Origin of the sequence: Fulverythrobacter ferritrahens (assembly GCF_020539485.1) — a bacterium.
Classification (GTDB): Bacteria; Pseudomonadota; Alphaproteobacteria; order Sphingomonadales; family Sphingomonadaceae; genus Andeanibacterium; species Andeanibacterium ferritrahens.
On the sequence record NZ_JACDXU010000001.1, the window covers coordinates 1,543,795 to 1,565,653 of the forward strand.

The 21,859-nt window shown below is 62.5% G+C and carries 15 protein-coding genes; 6 read left to right on the forward strand and 9 right to left on the reverse strand.

Features of this window, described 5'->3' with window-relative positions:
• From H0274_RS07400 to H0274_RS07415, 4 genes are read right to left on the reverse strand one after another with little or no spacing between them, the layout of a single operon-like run.
• Positions 1-1,629, reverse strand: coding sequence for an MBL fold metallo-hydrolase (locus tag H0274_RS07400; protein WP_226794271.1), 1,629 nt, complete (start codon positions 1,627-1,629; stop codon positions 1-3).
• Positions 1,630-1,638: 9 nt separating this feature from the next.
• A complete protein-coding gene (locus H0274_RS07405; protein ID WP_226794272.1) occupies positions 1,639-2,526 on the reverse strand; it encodes a ribose-phosphate diphosphokinase in 888 nt (295 codons plus the stop codon).
• Positions 2,526-4,010 (reverse strand): thymidine phosphorylase family protein, encoded by a 1,485-nt coding sequence (locus tag H0274_RS07410; protein ID WP_226794273.1) that lies wholly within the window; start codon positions 4,008-4,010, stop codon positions 2,526-2,528. The genes H0274_RS07405 and H0274_RS07410 overlap by 1 nt, the downstream gene beginning before the upstream one ends.
• A 52-nt stretch (positions 4,011-4,062) precedes the next feature.
• On the reverse strand, positions 4,063-5,052 hold the full coding sequence (locus H0274_RS07415) for a bile acid:sodium symporter family protein (RefSeq protein ID WP_226794274.1): 990 nt from the start codon (positions 5,050-5,052) through the stop codon (positions 4,063-4,065).
• A 554-nt stretch (positions 5,053-5,606) separates the two neighbouring features.
• On the opposite strand from H0274_RS07415, the gene H0274_RS07420 reads away from it, so the two are divergent.
• Positions 5,607-6,386, forward strand: a complete 780-nt coding sequence (locus tag H0274_RS07420; protein ID WP_226794275.1) for an HAD-IIA family hydrolase — start codon at positions 5,607-5,609, stop codon at positions 6,384-6,386.
• Between the two features lie 6 nt (positions 6,387-6,392).
• Here H0274_RS07420 and H0274_RS07425 read toward each other — a convergent pair whose 3' ends face one another.
• Complete coding sequence (locus H0274_RS07425; RefSeq protein WP_226794276.1) at positions 6,393-7,358, reverse strand: MurR/RpiR family transcriptional regulator; 966 nt, start codon at positions 7,356-7,358, stop codon at positions 6,393-6,395.
• Positions 7,359-7,616: 258 nt separating this feature from the next.
• Here H0274_RS07425 and H0274_RS07430 point away from each other — a divergent pair, with 258 nt between their 5' ends.
• The 5 genes from H0274_RS07430 to H0274_RS07450 all read left to right on the forward strand — a co-directional run bounded on the left by H0274_RS07430 (position 7,617) and on the right by H0274_RS07450 (position 14,799).
• The gene (locus H0274_RS07430) at positions 7,617-9,785 is read left to right on the forward strand and encodes a TonB-dependent receptor plug domain-containing protein (RefSeq protein ID WP_226794277.1); all 2,169 of its coding nucleotides are present in this window, start codon (positions 7,617-7,619) and stop codon (positions 9,783-9,785) included.
• A 155-nt stretch (positions 9,786-9,940) separates the two neighbouring features.
• Positions 9,941-10,873 carry a phosphate/phosphite/phosphonate ABC transporter substrate-binding protein gene (locus tag H0274_RS07435; RefSeq protein ID WP_226794278.1) on the forward strand — a complete coding sequence of 311 codons (933 nt, stop codon included), beginning with the start codon at positions 9,941-9,943 and terminating at the stop codon, positions 10,871-10,873.
• The gene (locus H0274_RS07440; RefSeq protein WP_226794279.1) at positions 10,870-11,664 is read left to right on the forward strand and encodes a phosphonate ABC transporter ATP-binding protein; all 795 of its coding nucleotides are present in this window, start codon (positions 10,870-10,872) and stop codon (positions 11,662-11,664) included. The genes H0274_RS07435 and H0274_RS07440 overlap by 4 nt, the downstream gene beginning before the upstream one ends.
• Positions 11,661-12,674: a phosphonate ABC transporter, permease protein PhnE gene (gene phnE, locus H0274_RS07445; RefSeq protein WP_226794280.1), complete on the forward strand. Its 1,014-nt coding sequence runs from the start codon at positions 11,661-11,663 to the stop codon at positions 12,672-12,674. The genes H0274_RS07440 and phnE overlap by 4 nt, the downstream gene beginning before the upstream one ends.
• A 28-nt stretch (positions 12,675-12,702) precedes the next feature.
• Entirely contained in the window at positions 12,703-14,799 is a 2,097-nt protein-coding gene (locus H0274_RS07450; protein ID WP_226794281.1) for a phosphocholine-specific phospholipase C, read from the forward strand.
• Positions 14,800-15,218: 419 nt separating this feature from the next.
• On the opposite strand, the gene atzF is transcribed toward H0274_RS07450, so the two are convergent.
• The 4 genes from atzF to H0274_RS07470 form a co-directional block, all read right to left on the reverse strand.
• Entirely contained in the window at positions 15,219-17,003 is a 1,785-nt protein-coding gene (atzF, locus tag H0274_RS07455; RefSeq protein ID WP_226794282.1) for an allophanate hydrolase, read from the reverse strand.
• Between the two features lie 63 nt (positions 17,004-17,066).
• Entirely contained in the window at positions 17,067-17,558 is a 492-nt protein-coding gene (locus H0274_RS07460) for a VOC family protein (protein ID WP_226794283.1), read from the reverse strand.
• Between the two features lie 138 nt (positions 17,559-17,696).
• Positions 17,697-19,094 carry an amidohydrolase family protein gene (locus H0274_RS07465; protein WP_226794284.1) on the reverse strand — a complete coding sequence of 466 codons (1,398 nt, stop codon included), beginning with the start codon at positions 19,092-19,094 and terminating at the stop codon, positions 17,697-17,699.
• A gap of 103 nt (positions 19,095-19,197) precedes the next feature.
• Positions 19,198-21,576, reverse strand: coding sequence for a TonB-dependent receptor (locus H0274_RS07470; RefSeq protein WP_226794285.1), 2,379 nt, complete (start codon positions 21,574-21,576; stop codon positions 19,198-19,200).
• Positions 21,577-21,859: the final 283 nt, after the last annotated feature.

Consider the following 21,859-nt stretch of genomic DNA (forward strand, 5'->3'; position numbering starts at 1 on the left):
CTAGCCGCCTTTATGCGCGCTTCGAGTGCCTTTACGGACGTTCTTTCCGTTGCGAAATTCGGCATATGAATCAATAATTTCACGCATTCTCGCAATCGCCTGCTCGCGGCGGCGCTCGTCCTTGATGCGCGCCAGTTCGCCCTTCAGGCTGGTGACGAAGGCCGCATATTCATTCTGCCAGTCCCGCCCGACCGATTGCTGCACAGCGAGATTTCCCGTTGCCGTCCGCTTGGCGGGCTTGCCGGGCGCGAGGCCATAGCTCTCCCCGATCTCAGGGAGTTTTACCGCCAATTGAGGCATCAGGCGCTGCAATTCCCGGCGCATCCCCTCCAGCCCCTCGGGCTCCCCATGATCGAGGATCAAACTCCCGGAAATCGGCGCCCGCGCACCAATCCAGGCCAGAAGCTCGCCCTGATCGGCATGGGCCGAATAGTGGTCAATCCGCCTGATCTGCGCCCGAACCCGCACATCCGCACCGGAAATGCGCACTGTCTTCGCTCCCTCCAGGATCACCCGGCCCAGAGAGCCCTGCGCCTGAAATCCCACGAATAAAACCGTAGAATCCCGCCGATGGAGATTGTGCATCAGGTGATGCCGGATACGCCCGCCCTCGCACATGCCGGAAGCCGCCAGGATGATCGCGCCCGATACGGAATTGAGCCGGATCGATTCCGAAACATCGTTCACGAAATGGAACGAGGAATGCTCGAACACATTGACCCCGCCCGTATCCTCCAACTCCGCAGCATAACGCGCAAAAACACCGGTCGTGCGGCTGGCCAGGGGGGAATCGATGAACACCGGCACATCCGGAATGGAACGCTCTCGCAGCAGGAAGGCCAGATCGAGCAACAATTCCTGCGTCCGCTCCAGCGCGAAGGCCGGGATCACCAGATTTCCGCCGCGAGTGATGGCGGCAATCACCTCGGCCTGCAGCAGCTTGCGCCGTTCCTCCATGGTGATCTTTTCCCGCTGGCGATCGCCATAGGTGGATTCGCAGATCACATGATCGAACCCGGCAGGCCCCTCCGGATCGAGCAGGAAGGCCTTGTTTTCCGGGCCTACATCACCCGAACACATCACTCTCACCCCGCCCGCTTCCAGTTCGACCGAGGCCGAACCGAGAATATGCCCCGCATTCCACAGCCGCGCCCGAAAGCCGGGCACAGGCTCGAACCATTCCTCCAGCGGCACGGCCCGGCACAGCTTCCAGGCGGCAAGGGCGTCCTGCTCGGTATAGACCGGCTCGAACGGATCTTCTCCCGCCCTGTCGCGACGCCGGTTGCGGCGTTCGGTATCGGCTTCCTGAATACGCCCGGCATCCGCCAGCATATGTTCCAGAAGGTCCCTGGTCGGCCCGGTACACCAAACGTCGCCCTTGAAACCCTGCGCCACCAGCTTGGGCAACAGCCCGCTATGGTCAATATGCGCATGAGTGAGCACGACGGCCTGGATTTGCGCCGGATTGAAGGCGAAGTTCCCCGCGTTGAGGTTTTCCAGCGTGCGGGAACCTTGAAACATCCCGCAATCGACCAGCAGCGAATGGCCATCGCAGCGAAATTCCATGCAGGAACCAGTGACTGTATGCGCGGCGCCGTGGAAGGTCAGCGAAAGGGGATGTTCTGCCATAGGTTCCTCTCAATCCAGCCAGCCCTGAGTGCGGATCGCTTCCGCAATCAGCGGGGCGAGCGGGATCGTTCCGCCCGACCTGCCGACACTGTCGGTAAAACGCAGCTCGGCGATGCCGGCTTCTTCCATCCGGGCAAGATCCACTTGCCGGGCCAGGCAATGCGTGGCCAGCGCCTCGATCCGGGTGGCGCCCGCCTGCCGCAGCAATTGCGCCGCCTCGATCAGGGTCTGCCCGCTCGAAACCACATCGTCCACCAGCACCGCCGGGCGCCCCCGAACCCTCTCGATGCCAGGAATCCGGATCGCGACCTGCCGGTCGCCGCTGCGGATCTTCTCACCCACCAGCACATCGAGCCCCAGCGGCGCGGCGATGGCCGTCACCCATTGGCGGGATTCGCTATCCGGCCCGACCAGCACGGCACCAGCCGCCCTGACCAGCGCAGCCGAAAGCAGCGGCGCAGCGGTAATACATACCGCATCCGTCCCCGGCATGACCTCCGCGAGCGTCGCGATTCTGTGGAGATGGGGATCGACGGTCAGCACGCCGTCAAACCAATGTGCCAGCAATCCGGCAATCACCCGCTGGCTCACGGCCTCGCCGGGATGGAAGGCAATGTCCTGCCGCATGTAGGCCAGATAAGGCGCAATCAGCATCACCCGCCGTGCACCATTCTCCCGCAAGGCAGACGCTGCGAGCAGCAATTCAACGAGCCGGGCATTCGGATCGTCCAGCGAGCGATAAAGCAGCGCCGTGCCTTCCCACGGGTCCACCCGCACAAGGCTTTCCCCATCCGGGAAATGGTGCACGCTGACTTCGCGCAGGGCAATGCCCAGTTCCTGTGCAAGGCGAGCGGCCGGCTCGGCACATTCGGCGAAGGCGAATAATGCAGTTCCCATCAGGCGATCCCATAACCCGAATTCTCGGCGGCCAGATCACGCGCGAAGGCCAGCCCCGTCTCTGAATTGGCGTGAATACGATAGAGCGGCTCATCCACCTTCACTTTGCTGCCCACCTTGTGCAGCAGGTCGATCCCCGCGCCCTTGTCCATCGGTGCACCGGCAAGGCGCGCGATCCGGGCAATGCGCTCGCAATCGATGCCCAGCACCTTCCCTTCACGCGGGGACAGGATTTCGTGGCAATGGGCGCCGGGCAAAAACTGTTCCCGGCAGGGGCCTTGCGCCTCGATCAGCCGCTGCATCGCGGCGAGAGCTTCCCCGTTGTCGAGCAATTCCCGCGCCCTGCGGAGCCCTTCCCCGCCCCTGAGCGATGGATCGAATTCCAGCATATGCCCGGCCAGCAGCAGCCCCCGCTCGCGCAGGTCTTGCGGCGCATCGGCATCGCCGCGCAGCACTGCCATAACGTCCCGCGCTTCCAGCACCGGCCCGATCCCGCGCCCGATGGGCTGCGATCCGTCAGTGAAGACGATATCGGTGATAAGGCCAATGCTGCCTGCCACATATTCGAACAGCTTGCGCAGGCGAACCGCGTCCCTTTGCGTGCGCACCTTGGCAGTGGGGCCTATGGGAATGTCGATCACCAGATGAGTGGACCCGGCCGCGATCTTCTTCGACAGGATGGAGGCGACCATCTGCTCGAACGTATCGAGCCGCAAGGGCCGTTCGACCGAGATCAGCACATCGTCAGCCGGGGAGAGATTTACCCGCCCCCCCCAAGCCAGCACGGCATTCTCACGCGCGACGATTTCCTGCATCCGTGCCTCGGTCAGGTCCACTTCGGCCAGCACTTCCATCGTATCCGCCGTGCCCGAGGGGGAAGTGATCGCGCGCGAGGAAGTCTTGGGGCAGAGCAGGCCGTGAGCCGCCACGATCGGCACCACGATCATCGAGGTGCGATTGCCGGGGATGCCGCCAATGCAATGCTTGTCCACCACCAGCGGCGCTTCCCAATGGAGCCGATTGCCTGCCTCGATCATGGCGCGCGTAAGAGCCAGCGTTTCGTCCGTGGTCATGAAACCGGCGCAGGCCACCAGAAAGGCGCCAATCTCCATCGGGGAATATTGATGGGATGCGACATCGCGGATCACCGCGGTGATCTCCCCCTCCCCCAGAGTATAGCCACCGATCTTGCGGCGCACATATTCGAGACTGGCGGGGGCGAGCGCCTGTTCGAAACTCACTTCCGTCCCTTCGGGCAGGCCAAGGCGGCGGAATGCCTGTTCGCCCAGCCCGATTTCACCGGGGGCGACGATGGCAGGGTCGTCCACCAGCGCCAGCGTCGCCAGAATTTCCCCGCAATCGGCCTTCACCCGCAGCTTGCGCAGGGCCTGGAACTGCTCGGGCGAATATAGATCACCGTGGCGCAGAAGGAATGCGGTGTTTTCCGGATGAGTATCGATCGGTATGCGCCGGATTTTCGGCATCGCCCTGCCCTTGGAATTGCTTCCCGGGCTTTAGGCAGTCGCGGCGGCGGTGTCACCCTTTCGCTGGAGCCGCCTCCGCCCCGCCGTTTTCCGCAAGCCGTCGTGCGATGATGGCGCAGGCGATCAGCTGCAGCTGATGGAACAGCATCAGCGGCAGGATGATAAGGCCCACCTGCGACGGTGCGAACAACACGCCCGCCATGGGAACGCCGGAGGCCAGGCTCTTCTTCGAGCCGCAGAACAGCAACACGATCGCGTCCTGACGCGAGAAGCGCATCAGCCGCGCCGTTCCCCAGGTCGCGGTGAGTACGATGGCCAGCAGTACTGAACACAGCGCAACGATCATCGCGAGATCGAGCCCGGTGAGCCGGTGCCACAGCCCCTCCACCACTGCCGCGCCGAATGCCGTGTAAACCACCAGCAGAATCGAGCCACGATCCACCACCGTCACGAGCTTCTTGTTGCGCTGGACCCAGCTACCGATCACCGGGCGCAGCAAGTGCCCGACCACGAAAGGCAGCAACAATTGCAGCAGGATGGTCTGCACGGCCTCCAGCGAGACACCGCCACTGCCCACCGCGCCATGCATCAGCAACGCAACCAGCGCAGGCGTCAGCACCACACCGATGAGATTGGAGAGCGAGGCGCTGCACACGGCCGCTGCCACATTGCCTCCGGCGATGGCCGTGAAGGCGATGGAAGACTGCACAGTGGAAGGCAGCAAAGCGAGGAACAGGATACCGGTCGCCACTGGCGCGGCCAGGCCCGGAATGGCCGAAAAGCCCAGGCCAAGGACAGGAAACAACACATAGGTCGCCGCGAAGACCGCCAGATGCAGCCGCCAGTTGCGCGCGCCATCAAGGATCGCCTCACGCGAGAGCTTGGCCCCGTGGAGGAAGAACAGCAGCACAATGCCGACATCCGCCAACCCGCCAAATATCTGCACGAACACTCCGACCGGAGGCAGCAGGGAGGCGAGGACCACCGTGCCGACCAGCATCAGGATGAAGGGTTCGAAGATTGAGAGAACACGGCGGAGCATTTGGGGCCTGTCGATTAAGGTGAGGGGATAAGGTGAAGCTGCGGTGCCTTATCAGGCGGTGACTTGCCCGTCGCTACGCTGATTGGTGCGCCTTCCAGAAAGCAGTCGGGATGACGAAGGATGGCGGTACCGGCATGGCCTATCCCGGCCCGATGGCGCGGCTGCCATATCCCGCAAGGCGCGGACGCTATGGAACATCTCGATCACCCCTTCGGGCCGCGAAAAGCGCGGCCAAAAAAGCGCGAGGACATAAGTCCCCGCCGGAAGGTCACCGGGGGCGGTCGGTGGCCGGACTGGCCCGGTGCGGTTGGCTGGGAGCTTGCGGAACACGTCACCAGTGCCGCCACCTGGGCGGGAGGCCCATAGCGAAGACCGGGCCGAGTGGCAATCTCCGCCCGGCTGCCATCTCCGCTCCCCCGCCTCCTCCCTTTGCTACGGCCCTGCCCGCCTGCCGCGTTTCAGAATAGCACAAAAAATGAGATATACTCATATTTACACGTTGTCGTATTGAACCTAGGTAGGCGCCCCGGATTCGTGTGGGAAGGGGAAGTGACTTGTCTCTGGAGGTGCTGGCCCCTTTAGGTTGGGCTGAACGCGAAGCGCTTGAAGCAGCAAATGGCCTGCTGCTGGACTGGGACGGCTGCGTTGCGGTGAACAATCGCATCCTGCCCGCCGCGGCCCGGCTGATCGCGCGCCACCAGCGGCAGGTGGCGGTAATCACCAATAATTCCACACATCTGGCTGCTGATTTCGCGCGGATTTTGGCCCGCAACGGGCTGGACGTTCCGGAAGAGCGAATTTTCACCGCCGGGATGGAGGCCCTGCGCCATGTTCGCGCCGCTGGATACCGGCGCGTGCTGATGCTGGCCTCCACGGCCATGCGGCGCCACGCGATGGATCTGGGCATTCCGCTGGTGCGGGAAGATCCCGATCTCGTCCTGCTGATGCGCGATGCCCGCTTCAACTATGCCAAGCTGGAGCGCGCCGCCAATGCTGTGAGCGGCGGAGCGCGGCTGGTGGTTGCCAATGCGGACCGGACCCATCCCGGCCCGGGCGGCAGGCTGGTACCTGAAACCGGAGCCCTGCTGGCCGCGCTGCTTTCCTGCACGGGCTCGCACGGCCCGGCCCCGCTGATCATCGGCAAACCAGGCCCCCTGCTGTTCGAGCGGGCCTGCAATCGCCTTGGGATCGCCCCGCGCGAAGCCGTCATGATCGGCGATAATCCCGAAACGGATGGCGAAGGCGCGCTGCAACTCGGCATCCGGCCCATTCTGGTGGGCGGCCAATCTCCCCTCAGTCTGGACGACCTGCTGGAACCGTTGGCGGCGGAATGATCCGGTTCAGAATCGCTTGATCGAAAGTACGTCGAAAGTCTTCTTCAGAACATCAGTGGCATGATCGTAATCGGCGAGCGCCAATCCGGCGATCAGCGCGTCAACCACGCAGATCTGCGCGATCCGGCTGGTCATGGCTTCGGTACGAAAGCGCGTCTCGCGGGCCATGGTGAACAGCACGATATCCGCGAAAGCCTGGATCGGCGAACGGGCGAAATTGGTGACGACAATCGTCTTGGCACCCGCCTCCTTCGCCAGCCGGGTCGCGGCGACCGTCTCATGCGTGGCGCCACTATGCGAGATGGTAATCGTGGTGACATCGGGATCGCAGCGCGAGGCGCTGATGGCCTGGATGTGGCTGTCGGTCACTGCCCGTACATCCAGCCCGATGCGCAGCATCCGATATTGAGCATCCTCGGCAATCGGCGCTGACGATCCGATACCGTAGATTTCGATCCGCTTCGCCCCGCGAACCGCGGCGACAGCGCGTTCCAGCGCCGCCGGCTCCAGCACGGAAAGCGTATCGCGCAAGGCCTGTATGCCGGAATGGAAGACCTTGCGGCAGATCGTTTCCATATCGTCGTCCCGTTCCAGATCTTCGTGAATGAACTGGACCGGCTGGACGATTTCCTGCGCCAGGCTGAGCTTCATCTGCTGGAAGCCGGAAAGACCGATGCTGCGGCAGAAATTGATGACGCTGCCTTCGCTCACGCCCGTCGCCTCGGACAGTTCCGTCACCGACATGCCCACGATCTCTTCCGGGCGTTCGAGAATGAACTGGGCGATGCGCTGCGCGCTCTTCGCCATATTGGGCTGGGCCACGCGAATCCGGCCCAGCGCATTCTCAACCGGGCGGTTATCTGTCTGCGAGGCCCGCCCCTTCGGCGCCTTCACTGGCTTGTTCGCATCTGCCACGATCGCCCCCTCTGTTCCATTCCCGCCATCATGCACGCTCACCTGATGAAGCGCCACTATTGAGTATCACTCAATATCGTCAAGCCTCGGAATTTCCGCCCCTTCCCGCTCGCGGCGCAGCATTTCCTCAATCTATAATGCGCTTTTCTTACTTTCTTTATCGCATAGGAATGAGTGTTTTTCATTCAAGTGTCACATGACCCGCATAGTGGCCCCTGGCAGGCGATGACCCGAATCGAGCTGAAGCCCCGAGGGGCCACTCCTCAGCCGGTCCGAGCCCCCGCCCCGGCACAGTTCCAATTCAGGGGATCAGCGGTGAAGAAACGCTCATATCATTCCGTCGCTCACATTCTGGCGATGCTGACAGCACCGGCCATCATGGCGACCGGCACGGCACAGGCAGCAGAAGCGAACGCCGAAGCCGAAGCCGCCTCGGCAGAGCAGGGCTCCATCGTCGTCACTGGCCAAGCCGTGAAGGCATCCCAGGTGGCCGAGGAAGCGGTGAAGTTCGGCAATTACGTGCAGGTCGTCTCCTCGCAGGAGATCGAGGCCAGCGGCGCCAGCAACTTCGCGGAACTGGCCCAGTTCCTGATCAAGGGCGCCAATGTCGGCTACTCGCCCGACGAAGGCGAATATACCATCCGCCTCGATGGCGGCGGGGACCGCGATACGCTGGTCGTGCTCGATGGCGTGCCGCTTTATGACCGTGGCCCGGCGCTGGAAGAAATCTGGGGCACCACCACGATCGATCCGCATATGATCGACCATGTGGAGGTGTTCCGCGGCGGCAACAGCCTGTTCTTTGGCTCCAATGGCGGCATCGGCGTGGTCAGCATCAAGACCAAGCGCCCTACCGGCGAGGACAAGGTGGAACTGGGCGCCAGCTACGGCTCGTTCAATTCGCGCGAATTGTGGGGCAATGCCCAGGCCAAGCTCGATGCCGAAGGCAAGCTGGGCGTGATGGTCTATGGCAGCGCCCAGAACACCGATGGCCCGCGCATCTTCAACCCGGCCGATTTCGTGGACAATGTGGCGGCCGCCGGCGGCATCCAGAAATATCCGCTCAACCGCAACAATGTGGGCATCAAGCTGCGCTATGCCCCCAGCGACAGGACCGAGCTGACCCTCAACGGCCAGTATACGCAGATCGAATTCCAGGATGCCTTCCCGGACGCCGAAACCTATTCCCCCAATCGCGTGCGCTATCCGATCATCGATGGCGGTATTTCCCATCGCTGGTCAGACTCGGTTTTGACCGAATTCACGGCCTATTGGAGCAATCCCAAGCTCAACAATACTGAAACCTATGCCGAAATCTGCCGCCAGCCCGCCGGATGTATCAATCCGGATGATGGCAAGCCGGTCGCTTACGGCAAGGCCACTGGCCATTCGATCCCCTTTCCCAACAAGGGCTTTGGCAAGGATTCCAAGGTCAGCGGCTTCCTGGAATATGGCCTGAACCTGCGCAACACGCTGACTTTCGAGAATGTCGGCGAGGCGGTGCTGGGCGTGCAGCGCACAGCCTATCGCAATGATTCCGATCCCGTCTTCCCGATCAGCAATGACTGGAACACCACCACCGGCCTCTATGCCGATTTGCGCCCGGTGCTGCCTTTCAGCCCGGATACCGCCATCAGCCTTGCCGGCCGCATGGACTTTTCCAAGGCCTTCGACAGCAAGTTCATCTGGAAGTTCGGCCTGCGCCAGCCCATCGGCGATTTCTACATCCGCGCCAATGGCGGCACATCCTACAGCCTGCCCAAGACCAACGAACTCTATGCGGAGAGCGCCACCCTGGTCGGCAATCCCGACCTGAAGCCGGAAACGACCGAAACCTATAATGGCGCGATCGGTTTCCAGAAGGATCTGGGCGGCGCCAATCTGCGGATCGAGGCCGGCCTGTTCCGCACGGACATCACCAACCGTATCCAGGGCACTTCGGGTCTGACGCCGAACACCTATTACAACAACACCGCTCTCACCCAGATTCGCGGCATCACCGCCGACCTGGACCTGACGATCGGCAAGCAATGGGTGCTGAACCTGGGCTTCACCAAGCAGGACGCGCATCTGAAGGGTTCAGATCTGCAGATCAACGAAACGCCCGAATTCATGATCCAGGGCACGCTGAACTGGAATTCGCCTGACCAGCGTTTCCACATCAGCCTGTTCCCCCGATATCAAGGGCCGGAATGGTCGACGGGCGGCGTCGGTGGCAAGCTGCGGCACAATTTCGGCAATTACTTCGTGATGAACGGATCGATTGCCTATTGGGCTGGCGAGGAACAGCAGCACCGCTTCCAGCTGCGCGTCGTGAACATCTTCGATGCAAAATATGCCGAACGCTATGGCTACGGCAACATGCGCTACAGCGAGGCGTTCGTCCGGGGCGAAATCACCACCAGCAGCCCGGAATATTACTACGGCTATCCGTTCGAAGGAAAGCCGCGCAGCGTGTTCCTTTCCTACTCCACCACGTTCTGATGCGCTTGGCCGGGCGGGGGCAATCCCACTCCCGTCCGGCAACCTTTTCCTGAGGACAGATCCTTGGCCCTTCGCCGCCGGACAGTTTCATTCACCCGTCATGCCGCAGGCCTAGCGGCGCGGTTGCACACGCATTCGCTCAGGAGGACGGGACGATGAAACTGAAGTTCAAGACAGCTTTTCTGCCACTGGCGGCGCTGGCATTCGCGGGCCTGGCGGCCTGTTCGGGCAAGAGCGGCGATGCGGAAAGCCAGCCGCTGCATGTTCTGCTGATCCCCGCCGATGGCGGCACCGAAAGCGGAACGCTGGCTGATTACCGCCCCCTGTTCGACGCCGTCGGCAAAAGCGCGGGCATTACATTCGACCTGAAAGTCGCCCAGTCCTATGGCGCCGTGGTGGAGGCTCTGTGCAGCGGCAATGCCGATGTCGCCTTCGTCGGCCCCGTTACCTATCTGCAGGCCAAACAGCGCAATTGCGCTCAATTGCTGGCCGTGGGCGTGAAGGATGGCCAGTCCGTCTATTACGCCGGCCTGTTCGCGCCCAAATCCTCTGCCATCAACACGATCGCAGACCTGAAAGGCAAGGACGTGGCTTTGGGGGATGTCAATTCCACCTCCTCCTTCGCCTATCCCATGGCCATGCTGATCGAGGCGGGCGTTGATCCCGTGAAGGATCTCAAGGCCCTGCGCCTCACCGGCAGTCACGCCAACAGTCTGGCCGCCCTGATCGAAGGCCGCGTGGACGCAGCCGCACTGTCCTTCGATTCCTATGACAAGGCCGTGCGTGAAGGCGTGCCAGGCGCAACCGGCGTGAAGGTGATCGCCCGTAGCGAACCGATCCCCTACCCGCCGCTGGTGGTCAATACGCGCCTGCCCGAGGCCACAAAGCAGAAGCTGCGCGACGCATTTGAAGGTGTGGCCAAAGCCCCCGGCATCAAGCCTGAGATGATCCGCGGCTATGGCGGCGCCCAGATCGATGGCTATGACGCGCACTTCCCGCCGGAGAAATTCGACGGGGCCGCGCGCAAGCTCGCACTGGTCAGCGACGAGCTGAAGGGCGAAATCCTGAAGAAGGCCTCCCAGCGATGAGCCGGATGGGGCTGGACATCCGCTTCGATGGCATCGGCAAGAGCTGGCCCGACGGCACAAGGGCGCTGGAGTGTGTGGATCTGGCAATCCCGGCCGGGCAGTTCTGCGTGCTGCTGGGTCATTCGGGCGCGGGAAAATCCACTCTGCTGCGCTGCGTAAACGGGCTTGAAACCCCCAGCGAGGGGCAGGTGCTGATCGGCGGACAGCCGGTAAACCGCCGATCCCTGCCCGGCCTGCGCCGCCGGATCGCCATGGTTCACCAGCATTTCGGCCTTGTCGCACGCTCCAGCGGCGCGGCGAATGTGATGGCAGGCGCAGTGGCGCTATTGCCGCTATGGCGCGTTCTTTCGGGTCTCTATCCGGCCGCCTTGCAAGAACGGGCCTGCGCCATGCTTGATGCGGTGGGCCTTGACGAGGCGCATCTGTGCCGCCGGGCAGAGCAGCTTTCGGGCGGACAGCAACAACGGCTGGGCATCGCCCGCGCCTTCATGGCCGATCCCGCGATCATCCTGGCCGACGAACCCGTCGCCAGTCTCGATCCTGCGCTTGGCCGCGAAGTACTCGAACTGCTCAAGGCGCAGGCCAGCGAACACGGCACCACTGTGCTGTGCAGCCTGCACCAGCTCGATCTGGCGCGGGCCTTTGCCGACCGGATCGTGGCGCTGCATCGCGGCCGGGTGATCTTCGACGGTGCGCCGGAACAGCTGTGCGAACGCGATCTGGCCGTGATCTATACCCGCGCCGAGCCTGCCCCGCCCTTCGAGCCGCTTCCGCTCAGGGAGGCGGTATGACGACCTCTGCCCCTGCACCGCGCAGCGCCGGCTGGACCTATCCGCAGCCCTATGGCGCGAAAGCCGTCCTCTTTGTCCTTGCCGCACTCGCCCTGCTGTTTGTCACCGGCCAGCGTGTCGAAGTCGGCAAGATGGCATCGCTTACCGGCTCGGCCCTCCTTGCCAAGGCAGGTGTCGGAGAGGACGAAGCGCCCGATCAGGGGTTGGGCAATGTCTTGTCCCGCCTGTTCCCGCTGCAGATCTCCGACCGGCAGGATGTGGCCCGGATCGACGATTTCGATCCGGAACGCCTCCCGCCCTTCGCCTATGTGGAGCAGGTCCGCTCAACCGAGCAGGCGCTGAACCCGGCCACGTTGCAGCTGGAATCCCGCCCGGTGGAAAAGACCTATCTGGTCCATCCCCTGGGCTATCTGGGCCATGTCGCGATCAAGATCGTCGAAACACTGGAAATCGCGCTCTGGGGCACGCTGGTAGGCGCGGTACTGGCCCTGCCGCTCGCCATGCTGGGGGCGCGCAACATCATGCCCTATGGCGCGGCGCGGTTTGTGGCCCATTCCACCGTGGGCTTTCTGCGTGCCGTGCCGGAACTGATCAGCGCGCTGTTTCTGGTGATCGCCTATGGCTTCGGGCCGGTCGCGGGCTTCATGGCGCTGGGACTCCATTCAGCCGGCGTGCTGGGCAAGTTCTACGCCGATGACATGGAAAATGCCGACCCCCGCCCACAGGAGGCACTGGCTGCCATCGGTGCCAGCAAGCTCGCCATCTGGCGGCTGGCCGTAGTGCCACAGGTGATGCCGCAATTCGTTGGCGCTACGCTTTACGTGCTGGACCGCAATGTCCGCATGGCCACGGTGATCGGCCTCGTGGGCGCGGGCGGCATCGGGCAGGAACTGAAGGGCCGCTACGACATGTTCGAATATGGCCATGTCGGCACCATCCTGATCGCGATCTTCCTTGTCGTCCTTGCGCTGGACCAGCTTTCGGCCCGGCTGCGGCGGCGCTTCCTCTGATCAATTCACCCAAGCAGGAGACGGTCCCGTGAAGAACAACAGGCGCGATTTTCTCAAAGGCCTCGGAACGCTGGGTGCCGCCAGTGCCTTCCCGCTGAGCATCGAGCGGGCGCTGGCCCTGCCCGCCAGGCGCGTGACCGGCACGATCAAGGATGTGAAGCACATCGTGATCCTGATGCAGGAGAACCGCAGCTTCGACCATTATTTCGGCACCATGAAGGGCGTGCGCGGCTTTGGCGACCGGCACACCGTGCCCCTGCCCCAAGGCCGCAGCGTGTGGGAACAGTCCAACGGAGCGCGCGTGTTACCGCCCTTCTGGCTGGACACGGAAAAGACCAATGCGATGAAGGTGCCCGGCACCCCGCACAGCTTCTCCGATGCGCAGGCGGCGTGGAACCAAGGCAGCTTCGGCCTGTGGCCCAAGTTCAAGACCGATTATTCCATGGGCTATTACAAGCGCGGGGACATCCCCTTCCAGTTCGCGCTGGCAGAAGCCTTCACCATTTGCGACGCCTATCACTGCTCGATCACCACGGGCACCGATCCCAACCGGATCGTCTTCTGGTCCGGCTCCAATTTCGACCCGGCCGAACAGGCCGCCGGGCGCAATTGCCGGGAAGACAAGTCCGAGCCGAACAATCTGCGCTGCTGGATCAAGGGCTCCCTGCCGGAACCGGGCTACACCTATGCCGGCAACGATCTGGAATGGCCCACCATCCCCGAGGTGCTGGAACAGCATGGGGTGGACTGGCGCATCTATCAGGACCCGAACGACAACTGGACCGGCGCGATGCACGGCGGGCTGGCCTTCAAGGGCTTCCGCAACTGCAAACCGGGCGAACCGCTTTACGAACGCGGGATGAAGCACTGGTCGCTTGAACAGCTGGAACAGGATGTGATGAACGGCACCCTGCCCGCCGTGTCGTGGGTGCTGCCGCCCAAGGAATGGTCGGAACACCCCTCCGCCTCCACGCCCATTGAAGGCGCGGAATATACCGCGCGCGTTCTGGACGCGCTCACCGCCAATCCGGAAGTCTGGGCCAGCACCGTGTTCTTCCAGACCTTTGACGAGAACGACGGCTTGTTCGACCATCTGCCTCCCCCCGCCCCGCCCTCCTACAATCTGGACGGCACGCTCGCCGGCAAGGCGAGTTTCCCGCTGGACGGCCACTATTTCGACGATCACGAGGACAAATACACCTCGCGCGACGACAATGTGACCGGCACCACCCGGCCCTTCGGCCTGGGCCCGCGCGTGCCGATGTATGTCGTCTCGCCCTGGAGCAAGGGGGGCTGGGTCAGCTCGGAAACCTTCGATCACACCTCGGTCGGCCGGTTTCTCGAACAGCGCTTCGGCCTGACCATTCCGGCAATCAGCCCGTGGCATCGCAAGATGTGCGGCGACCTGACCTCCTGCTTCGATTTCAGCATGGAAGGCGATGCCGCCTTCCCGCCGCTGCCCGATGCCAGCGGATCGGTGGCCGTGCTGGCCGAGCACCTCAAGCGCCCGAAGATCCTGCCCCCGCGCGCGGCGGAAGGGCTGTTCCAGGAAGAGGGCCTGCGCCGTGCCCGCCCCCTGCCCTATGTGCTGCATGTCGACGCGAAGGCGGCCAATGGCGCGATTGCGCTCAGCTTCGTCAACGAAGGCAAGGTGGGTGCCACTTTCCATGTCTATGACAAGCTCCATCTCGACCGCATCCCGCGCCGCTATTGCGTGGAAGCAGGCAAGGTGCTGAGCGACGATTGGGCAATCGACCCCAAGCAAGGCGCCGATCTGCTGGTGCTGGGGCCCAACGGCTTCATGCGCTCCTTCACTGCCCGCGCGGGCGCTGCCCTGCCCACCTTCACGGCGCGCTACGATACAGCGGGCCATTCCTTGGGGCTGACGCTGGAGAATGCGGCGCAAGGCGAATTGCCGCTGACGCTGGGCAATGATTTGTATGGCGCGAACCCGCGCAAGCAGCTGACCGTGGCACCGGGCAAGAAGGTCAATGCCACTTGGCCCGCCTCGCAAAGCCATGGCTGGTATGATTTCACGATCGATGCGGAAGGCTGGACCATCCGCCTTGCGGGCCGGATCGAGGACGGCAAGCCGGGCGTAAGCGATCCGCTGCTGCGGGCCTGAAGGTTGGGAGAGCCGGCGCCCGAGCGCCGCGCATTTGTCCGGGCGGGGTGATTGATCACCTCGCCCGGAAACGGTTGAGTGATGTGTCACCTTTGCGGGCCGGGAAATGCCGGTTTTCGTTCGCGGTGTATCGGCCCCGTTCACTGCGGTTTCGAGCCGTTTTTCAGACCGATGGGCGAGCCGGAATGTCACCTTCCAATTCGGGTTATCGTGCAGGCGTGAGGCGTTCCCGCAAACCCGGCTGACACGGGCTATGAGGGCATAAGGCTGAGCGGAAGCAGGGCTGTTCATCGCGCAGGATAAACGCCATTTGGGGGCCTGTAGGAAAGTGTTTTCGAACTTTCCCCTTCTTCGTCATTCCCGCGCAGGCGGGAATGACGAAGAAAGGGAGTGAAAGCCACTCCCCAAATCCGTTCGCCCTACCCCTTCAACGAAGCGATATAGGCCCGCCAGCCGCCGAACGAGGTTACGTCCTTCGATCCCTCCATCGCGCGCGGTTCGGCCACGAAGCCTTTCACTTCGCTGCCATCGTCCAGCGTCACCGTGCCGATGGCGAGCGGTGCGGGGACTTCCGCCACGAAGCTGCCGAAGCTGGCATAGTCCATCTCGTAGATTTCCAGTTCCAGCGCGCTGCCATCCGCCTCGCCCACATGGATCAAGGCAGGCTTGGGCGGCGTGGTTTCCATCGCATAGAGGCGATAGGCAGGTGCGGTCTTGGCCTTGCGGACCAGCCGCGCGTTGCGTTCCTCCAGCTGGAAGTGGAGCGGCATGCCATGCAGATGCGCGCCAACCACAGCGAGTTGAATGTCTGCCTTGTGCGGCGTTTCGTCGAGCGGCGGCGTGGCGGACATGGTCTGGTTCTCCTGAAAGGCAGATGCGAAATCGAGCAGGAAGCCGTCGGCCCAGGCCGGGCCCATCAGCGTCACGCCAAAGCCCGTTCCATTGGCGCGGAACCCTGCCGGAATGGCCAGTGCGCTCATGTCCAGCAGGTTCACGAAATTGGTATAGAGGCCCAGATTGCTGTTCAGCGCCACAGGATCGGCCAGCAACTGCTCCTTGGTGTAGATCGTGGGCGTCGTCGGCAGCAGCAGCACATCCACTGCGCGCCAGATGGCCTGCGCGGCCCGTTCATAGAGCTTGAGGGCATATTGCCCCTCGAACGCATCGACTGCGCTCTTGCTCAAACCGGACTGAACGATCCCGCGCACGACCGGGTGGATCGCCTTGGGGTTGGTTTCCAGCAGGCCCTTGAGCGCGGCAGTGCGTTCCGCCACCCAGGGGCCGGAATAGAGCAGCTGGGCGCAGTCGAGCAGTTGGGAAATATCCACTTCCACCACTTCGCCAAGCGTACCGGCATGGCGGGCAGCCTCGGTGTAGAAAGCAGCGGATTCGGCGTCCCCCAGGAAGTGCAAATCTTCCTTGCGGGGAATGCCGATGCGGGGCCGTTCAGGCGCCGCATGAACCCCGGCTTCGCGCGAGTAGATATCTTCCTCGTCGAAGGCGGTCAGCACGGCATCCACCGCGCGGGCATCTTCCAGCGAATGGGCAAACACACTGACGCAATCGAGCGAGCGGCAGGCAGGCAGTAGCCCGCGTGTGCTCCAGCGGCCCTTGGTAGGCTTCAGGCCGATGAGGCCGTTGAACGCAGCCGGAACCCGGCCTGAACCAGCCGTATCGGTGCCGAGAGCGAAGGCCACAATTCCGGCGGCGACCGCAACCGCCGACCCGGAACTGGACCCGCCGGAAACATAGCTCTTATCGAACACGCAGCCGCATGCCCCATAGGGGCTCCGCGTGCCGACAAGGCCCGTGGCGAACTGGTCGAGATTGGTCTTGCCGATGAGGACCGCCCCGGCCCCCACCAGCAATTCCACCACTCTCGCCGAACGTTCCGCCACATATCCGGCCGAAGGGCAGGCAGCGGTTGTAACCATGCCTGCAACATCGAGATTGTCTTTTGCGGCAAATGGGACACCGGCCAGCGGCAGGTCTTCCCCGGCGGCGATGCGCCGGTCCACCTCCGCTGCGGCTGCAAGCACGTCAGCGGGGGGAACCCGCGCTATCCAGACTTGCGGCTGAACTGCCTCATAGGCATCCGCGCGCACTATCGCCTCGCTCGCCACGCTCCGGGCCGTTACCTTGCCCGCACGCACCGCCTCGGCGATGTCCCCGATCGAGCCAGCCAGCCCGATGCGTCCGCTCATTCCGTTACTCCGTCAGTCACCAGTGCCGGGCGGGCGCCCCGAAAGGCGCCCGTATTAGGGTAATCAGGCGTCGGCGCCGACCTGCCAGAGATCGCGGGCAGCTTCGAACACGCCCTGATCGTAGGAGAATTCGATGGTGTTGCCATCCGGGTCCTTCAGGAAGCAGATGTAGCCCACGTCTTCCTTGGGGAACTGCATCGGGCCCAGCGCGAGACAGCCGCCTTCGCGGGCGAGTTCAGCCACGGCGTCCACCGCTTCCCTTGTGGGCAGCTCGATACCGATATGGGCAAAGGGCCCCAACGGCAGATGCTGTTTGGGCGCGAAGGGATCGTGACCTTCGAAGAACTGCCCCGCCACCAGCACGAATGCCCGTTCCTTCTCATTCGGATCGGCCAGCCAGACGTTCTTGCCATCCTCGTCCTCGCGCTGGCGCAGCACGCGCAGATGCGTGTATTTTTCATACCAGGCGATAGTGTCATCAACGCTTTTTACTGCGAGTGCGAGGTGGGTCCAGGTGGCCTTCCTGGGGCCTACCGAATGAACGATCTGATTCACCTTTTTGCTTCCTTCCACTGCGGATTGGACTGTAACCTAACACCGCAAGCGCATGGGCACTTTGCCACTGATGCCCAGATTTTGAACTCTACGCGCACGACATGAGGTTCCGCCGCGCATTCCTGGCAGGATAACCGCTTATATCACCGGCCAGGGAGTTCTGATCGGCAGGCCAGTGCGGGCGACCAGCGCCTCGCCTGCCGGAATCGCCTCGGCAATCAGCTTCTCCTCGTCGAGCAGCAGGTTGCGCCCGCCATCGAGCACCTGCCGACCGTCGATCCACACACTGTGGACGCCATGCGGCGGGGCATGCTGGGCGAGCTGGCCGACGGTATCGAAACGCGGCCCCCATTCGAGCATCCGCGTATCATGCAGCACGAAGTCCGCCTTGTAGCCCGGCGCCAGCGTGCCGATCCGGTCTTCCCAGCCCATGCCCTTGGCACCGTTCACGGTCATCAATTCCATCAGCGTAGTGGCGGGCAGCAGATCCTGATCGCCGCGCGCATCGCGATAACCTGCCGCCATCAGCCGCGCGGAGGAAAGGATTTCAGTCGCATTGCCGTCCGTCCCCAGCATCACATTGGCGCCGCCTTCCATCATTTCCAGATGGAGGCCTTGCCTCGCGAGGCCCATGCCGCCCTTGAATGCCGCGTCCGGGCAATGGATGCAGGTCGTGCCGGTTTCCACCACCAGTTCCATCTCACTGCGGTCGATCGCGGCGAGGTGCGTGATGCAGACATTGGGGCCCAGCGCGCCGATATCGGCCAGATGTTCCACCGGGCGGCGGTTGTAGCGGGCCATGAACCAGTCCGGATCGGACTGGCGCGGGCTCATATGCGCCGAAACCTTCAGCCCCTTATCGTCCGCCAGCGCCTTCGCCGCCAGCCAGACCTCGTCGGGATTGGTGGAATGGCCCACCAGCACTGGCCAACAGGCCAGCAGGCAGTCGCCATCGTCGGGATAGGCTTGCACCTCGGCTTCCAGCAGGCCGATCGCCTCGGCGATCTTCGCCGCCTGATCGGCGGAGGGATCGTAAGCACGGCCTTCCACCCACTGGCCAACGCGGCCGCGGATGCCGGATTCGGCAAGGCCTTCCATCACCTCATCGAGATGGATCACCGTGCCCGCTTCAAGGAAAGTGGTGGTGCCATAGCGGATCATCGCCAGTGCCGAGAGCTGGGCCGCCAGTTTCTCATCGGCAGGCGTCTGCGACTTGAACAGCGGGATGACCCACTTGGTGAGATTATCGTTCCAGCTATCGGTCGGAACGCGGCGCACGAAACCGCGGGTCAGCGGATCGGCGGTAATATGGATATGGCCGTCAACGAAGCCGGGCGAGATCACGAAATTGCTGCCGTCGCGCATTTCCTTCGCGCGGACGGTCCGTTCGGCGTCCCCTCGCTTGCCCACCATCACGATGCGATTGCCCTTGATGGCCAGCGCACCGTCACGGATCACCTGCCGTTGGGCATTCATCGTGATGATCTCCGCCCCGGTGATGAGGAGATCGGCTTCGATAATCGGCTGTTCGGTCATGCAATCCGTATCCAGATAAGGTCGCGGCTCCTTCCCGTATGCGGACGGGAAGGAGCCGCTATTCAGTTTACTTCACTCCGTCTCAAGAGCGGAGCGCGGCGGCTCAGAACGAGAAGCCAACCGAGAAGATCGCCTGACGAGGTGCGATATAGGTCTCGAAGCCCTGCGAGCTGCCGTAGGGGTCCGAGAAGCGCGAGTTCACACCCGCCTCGTCAAACAAATTGCTGACCGATGCCGAGAAATAGACCGGCAGGCCTTCGGGTTCATATTTGGCATACAGGTTCACCACGCTGTAGGCCGGGGTCGTGTCGTAGAACTCATTGTTGAACACGCGGTAGAAGAACTCGCCGCGATACTGGTACTGGACGCGAGCCGTCAGCTCACCGGGACCGACTTCGCCGTTATAGACCAGCGCAGCCGAACCCTGCCACTTCGGCAGCTTGGGCACCTTGTTGCCGTTGATGTTCGAGCGAGCGCCTTCACGTGCATAGACTGCCGCGAAATAGTTCGACCAGAACAGCCAGTCGGGATAACCGGCAGCATTCTGCGCCGCAGAGGCATCGACCGGATCGAGAGCGTAATAGTCCTTGTCAAATTCGCCATTCAGCTGTGAGATGCTGGTTTCCAGGCGAAGATTGTCGGTGATCCGATAGTTGGCCTCCAGCTCGATGCCGTAGATCTTCGCACTGGGCGCATTGGCCGTACCTTCACCGTACAGGATCGCATCCTCGTCGAGGAACTGCATGTTCTTGTACTTGTAGTAGAAGGCCGAGACATTGAGCTGCAGCGCATTATCGAAGAAGCGGTTCTTCGAACCGATTTCGAACGAGTCGACCACTTCAGGCTGATAGGTCGGCTGGATGCCATATTCGAACTCGAACGGCGGCTTCACGGAAGTGGAAGTGCCGTTGAGGCCGCCCGGCTTGAACCCCCGGGTATAGCTGGCATACAACATGTTTTCGGGCGTAAACTTGTATTCCAGCGCAAGCTTTCCGGTCCATTCATTGGTCGAAAGACCCGGGCTAACGGAAGGCTGGATATAAGGGCCAGAAGTATAGGGCGTCGAACCACTGCTGATGCTGTCGCTCGTGCCGCTATACTCGTCGTGATTGTAGCGAATACCGGCAGTAACCGCCAGTTTTTCGGTCACGTCATAGGTGCCCTGGAAATAGGCTGCCCATGCTTTGCGGGTTGCCGACTGCAAGCTGGCATAGGTCAGATACTGGACATCAGGATCATCCCATGCCGCAGTTGACGGAAGCGGTGGGCGCACCAGCACATCGTCATTGCCGCGATATTCGACGATATACTGATCGTTCTTCGACCAGAGATAAACGCCGCCGACGATCCAGGTGAACGGACCTTCGCCATTGGACGAAAGATTGACTTCCTGCGTCCAGCTTTCGTTGTCACTCTGCCAGAGTGCGACATGGTCATAGGTATAACCACCATAGACCAGCGGGTTATAGGTCACGTCCCAGAACAGCTCGGCATTCAGGCCGTCACCATCCCAGCTCTGTTCGCTGTGCAGCTTCTGATAGCTGGTGATCGACTTCACGGTCGCGAAGCCGACATCCAGGGCGACCGTGCCATAGTAAAGATCCGTTTCGACCTTGGAACGACCCGGATAATCCTGCGTCAGCACGCGCGGATCGGTCGAGGGATCGAGAACGTTCTTCTGAGCAGCCCCATGCGTGTTGCTGTCATACTGGATGGTGGCGAGCGTGACCTTCAGATTGTCGGTCGGCTCCCAGCGCGCCATGGCCTTCCACGACGTGGAATTCTCGTCGTCGAGGTCATATTTGTCATAGCCTTCGACGTCGGTTGCATAGGCGTAACCGTCATGCTTGCGGCGGTTGCCATAGACCCGGAAGGCAAGAGTTTCGCCCACCGGCACATCCATGCCGAGTTCGGCATTGAGGAGGTTGTAGTTACCCAGGCCGACTTCGCCGTTCATGCCGAACTCGCCGAGGACCGGCTCCCGCGACACGACATTGATCGTACCGCCGGTGGAACCCTGACCGAAGGTGGTGCCCTGCGGGCCGCGCAGCACTTCCACCTGACCCACATCCACGAAGGCCGCATTCGCAGCGATCGAGTTGAAGATGTAGACGCCGTCGATGTGATAGGAAACGCCCGGCTGGGAGTTCAGGTTTTCCGGAGTTTCCGAACCGATGCCGCGAATGGTGACCATGCGCTCGCCGCCACCGCTCTTGGCAACCACGAGGCTGGGCACGCTGCCGTTCAGCCCGGTAACGTCGGTGATGTTGTTTTCCTTCAGCGTATCGGCCGAAACCGCCGTCGCCGAAAGGGAGGCCTGCTGGAGGCTGGTGTTCAGCTTCGTCGCCGTGATGACGATTTCGCCCGAATAGTCGCTGGATTCGGCCGCGACTTCTTCAGCCCATGCGCTGCTCGGCGCAACGGCCGCCAGTGCAACGCCGGCCAGCAGGAACTTACGATTATTATAGCGTGTCTTGATCATCGCGCTTCCCCGATTGGTATCGAACCCGCTCGAGGCACCCCCTCATAATCCCTGTTGTGAGGCCCCTGGTTTTCCCGGAGTGCCGCTTGCCTGTATTGAGCCATCAAGCGGCGTTCCAATCTTGAGGAGACGCGCAGAACTTGTTGACGCATTCGAGCCCTCGCCCCTCGCGAGGCGATTCAGGCGGCTATGACATCGGGGTAGAGAGACGCTGCGACGGCGCGAAAACTCGCGATTCGCGCCCGGAACAGAAATTTTGCACGACCGGCCAAGATGGTCTGCG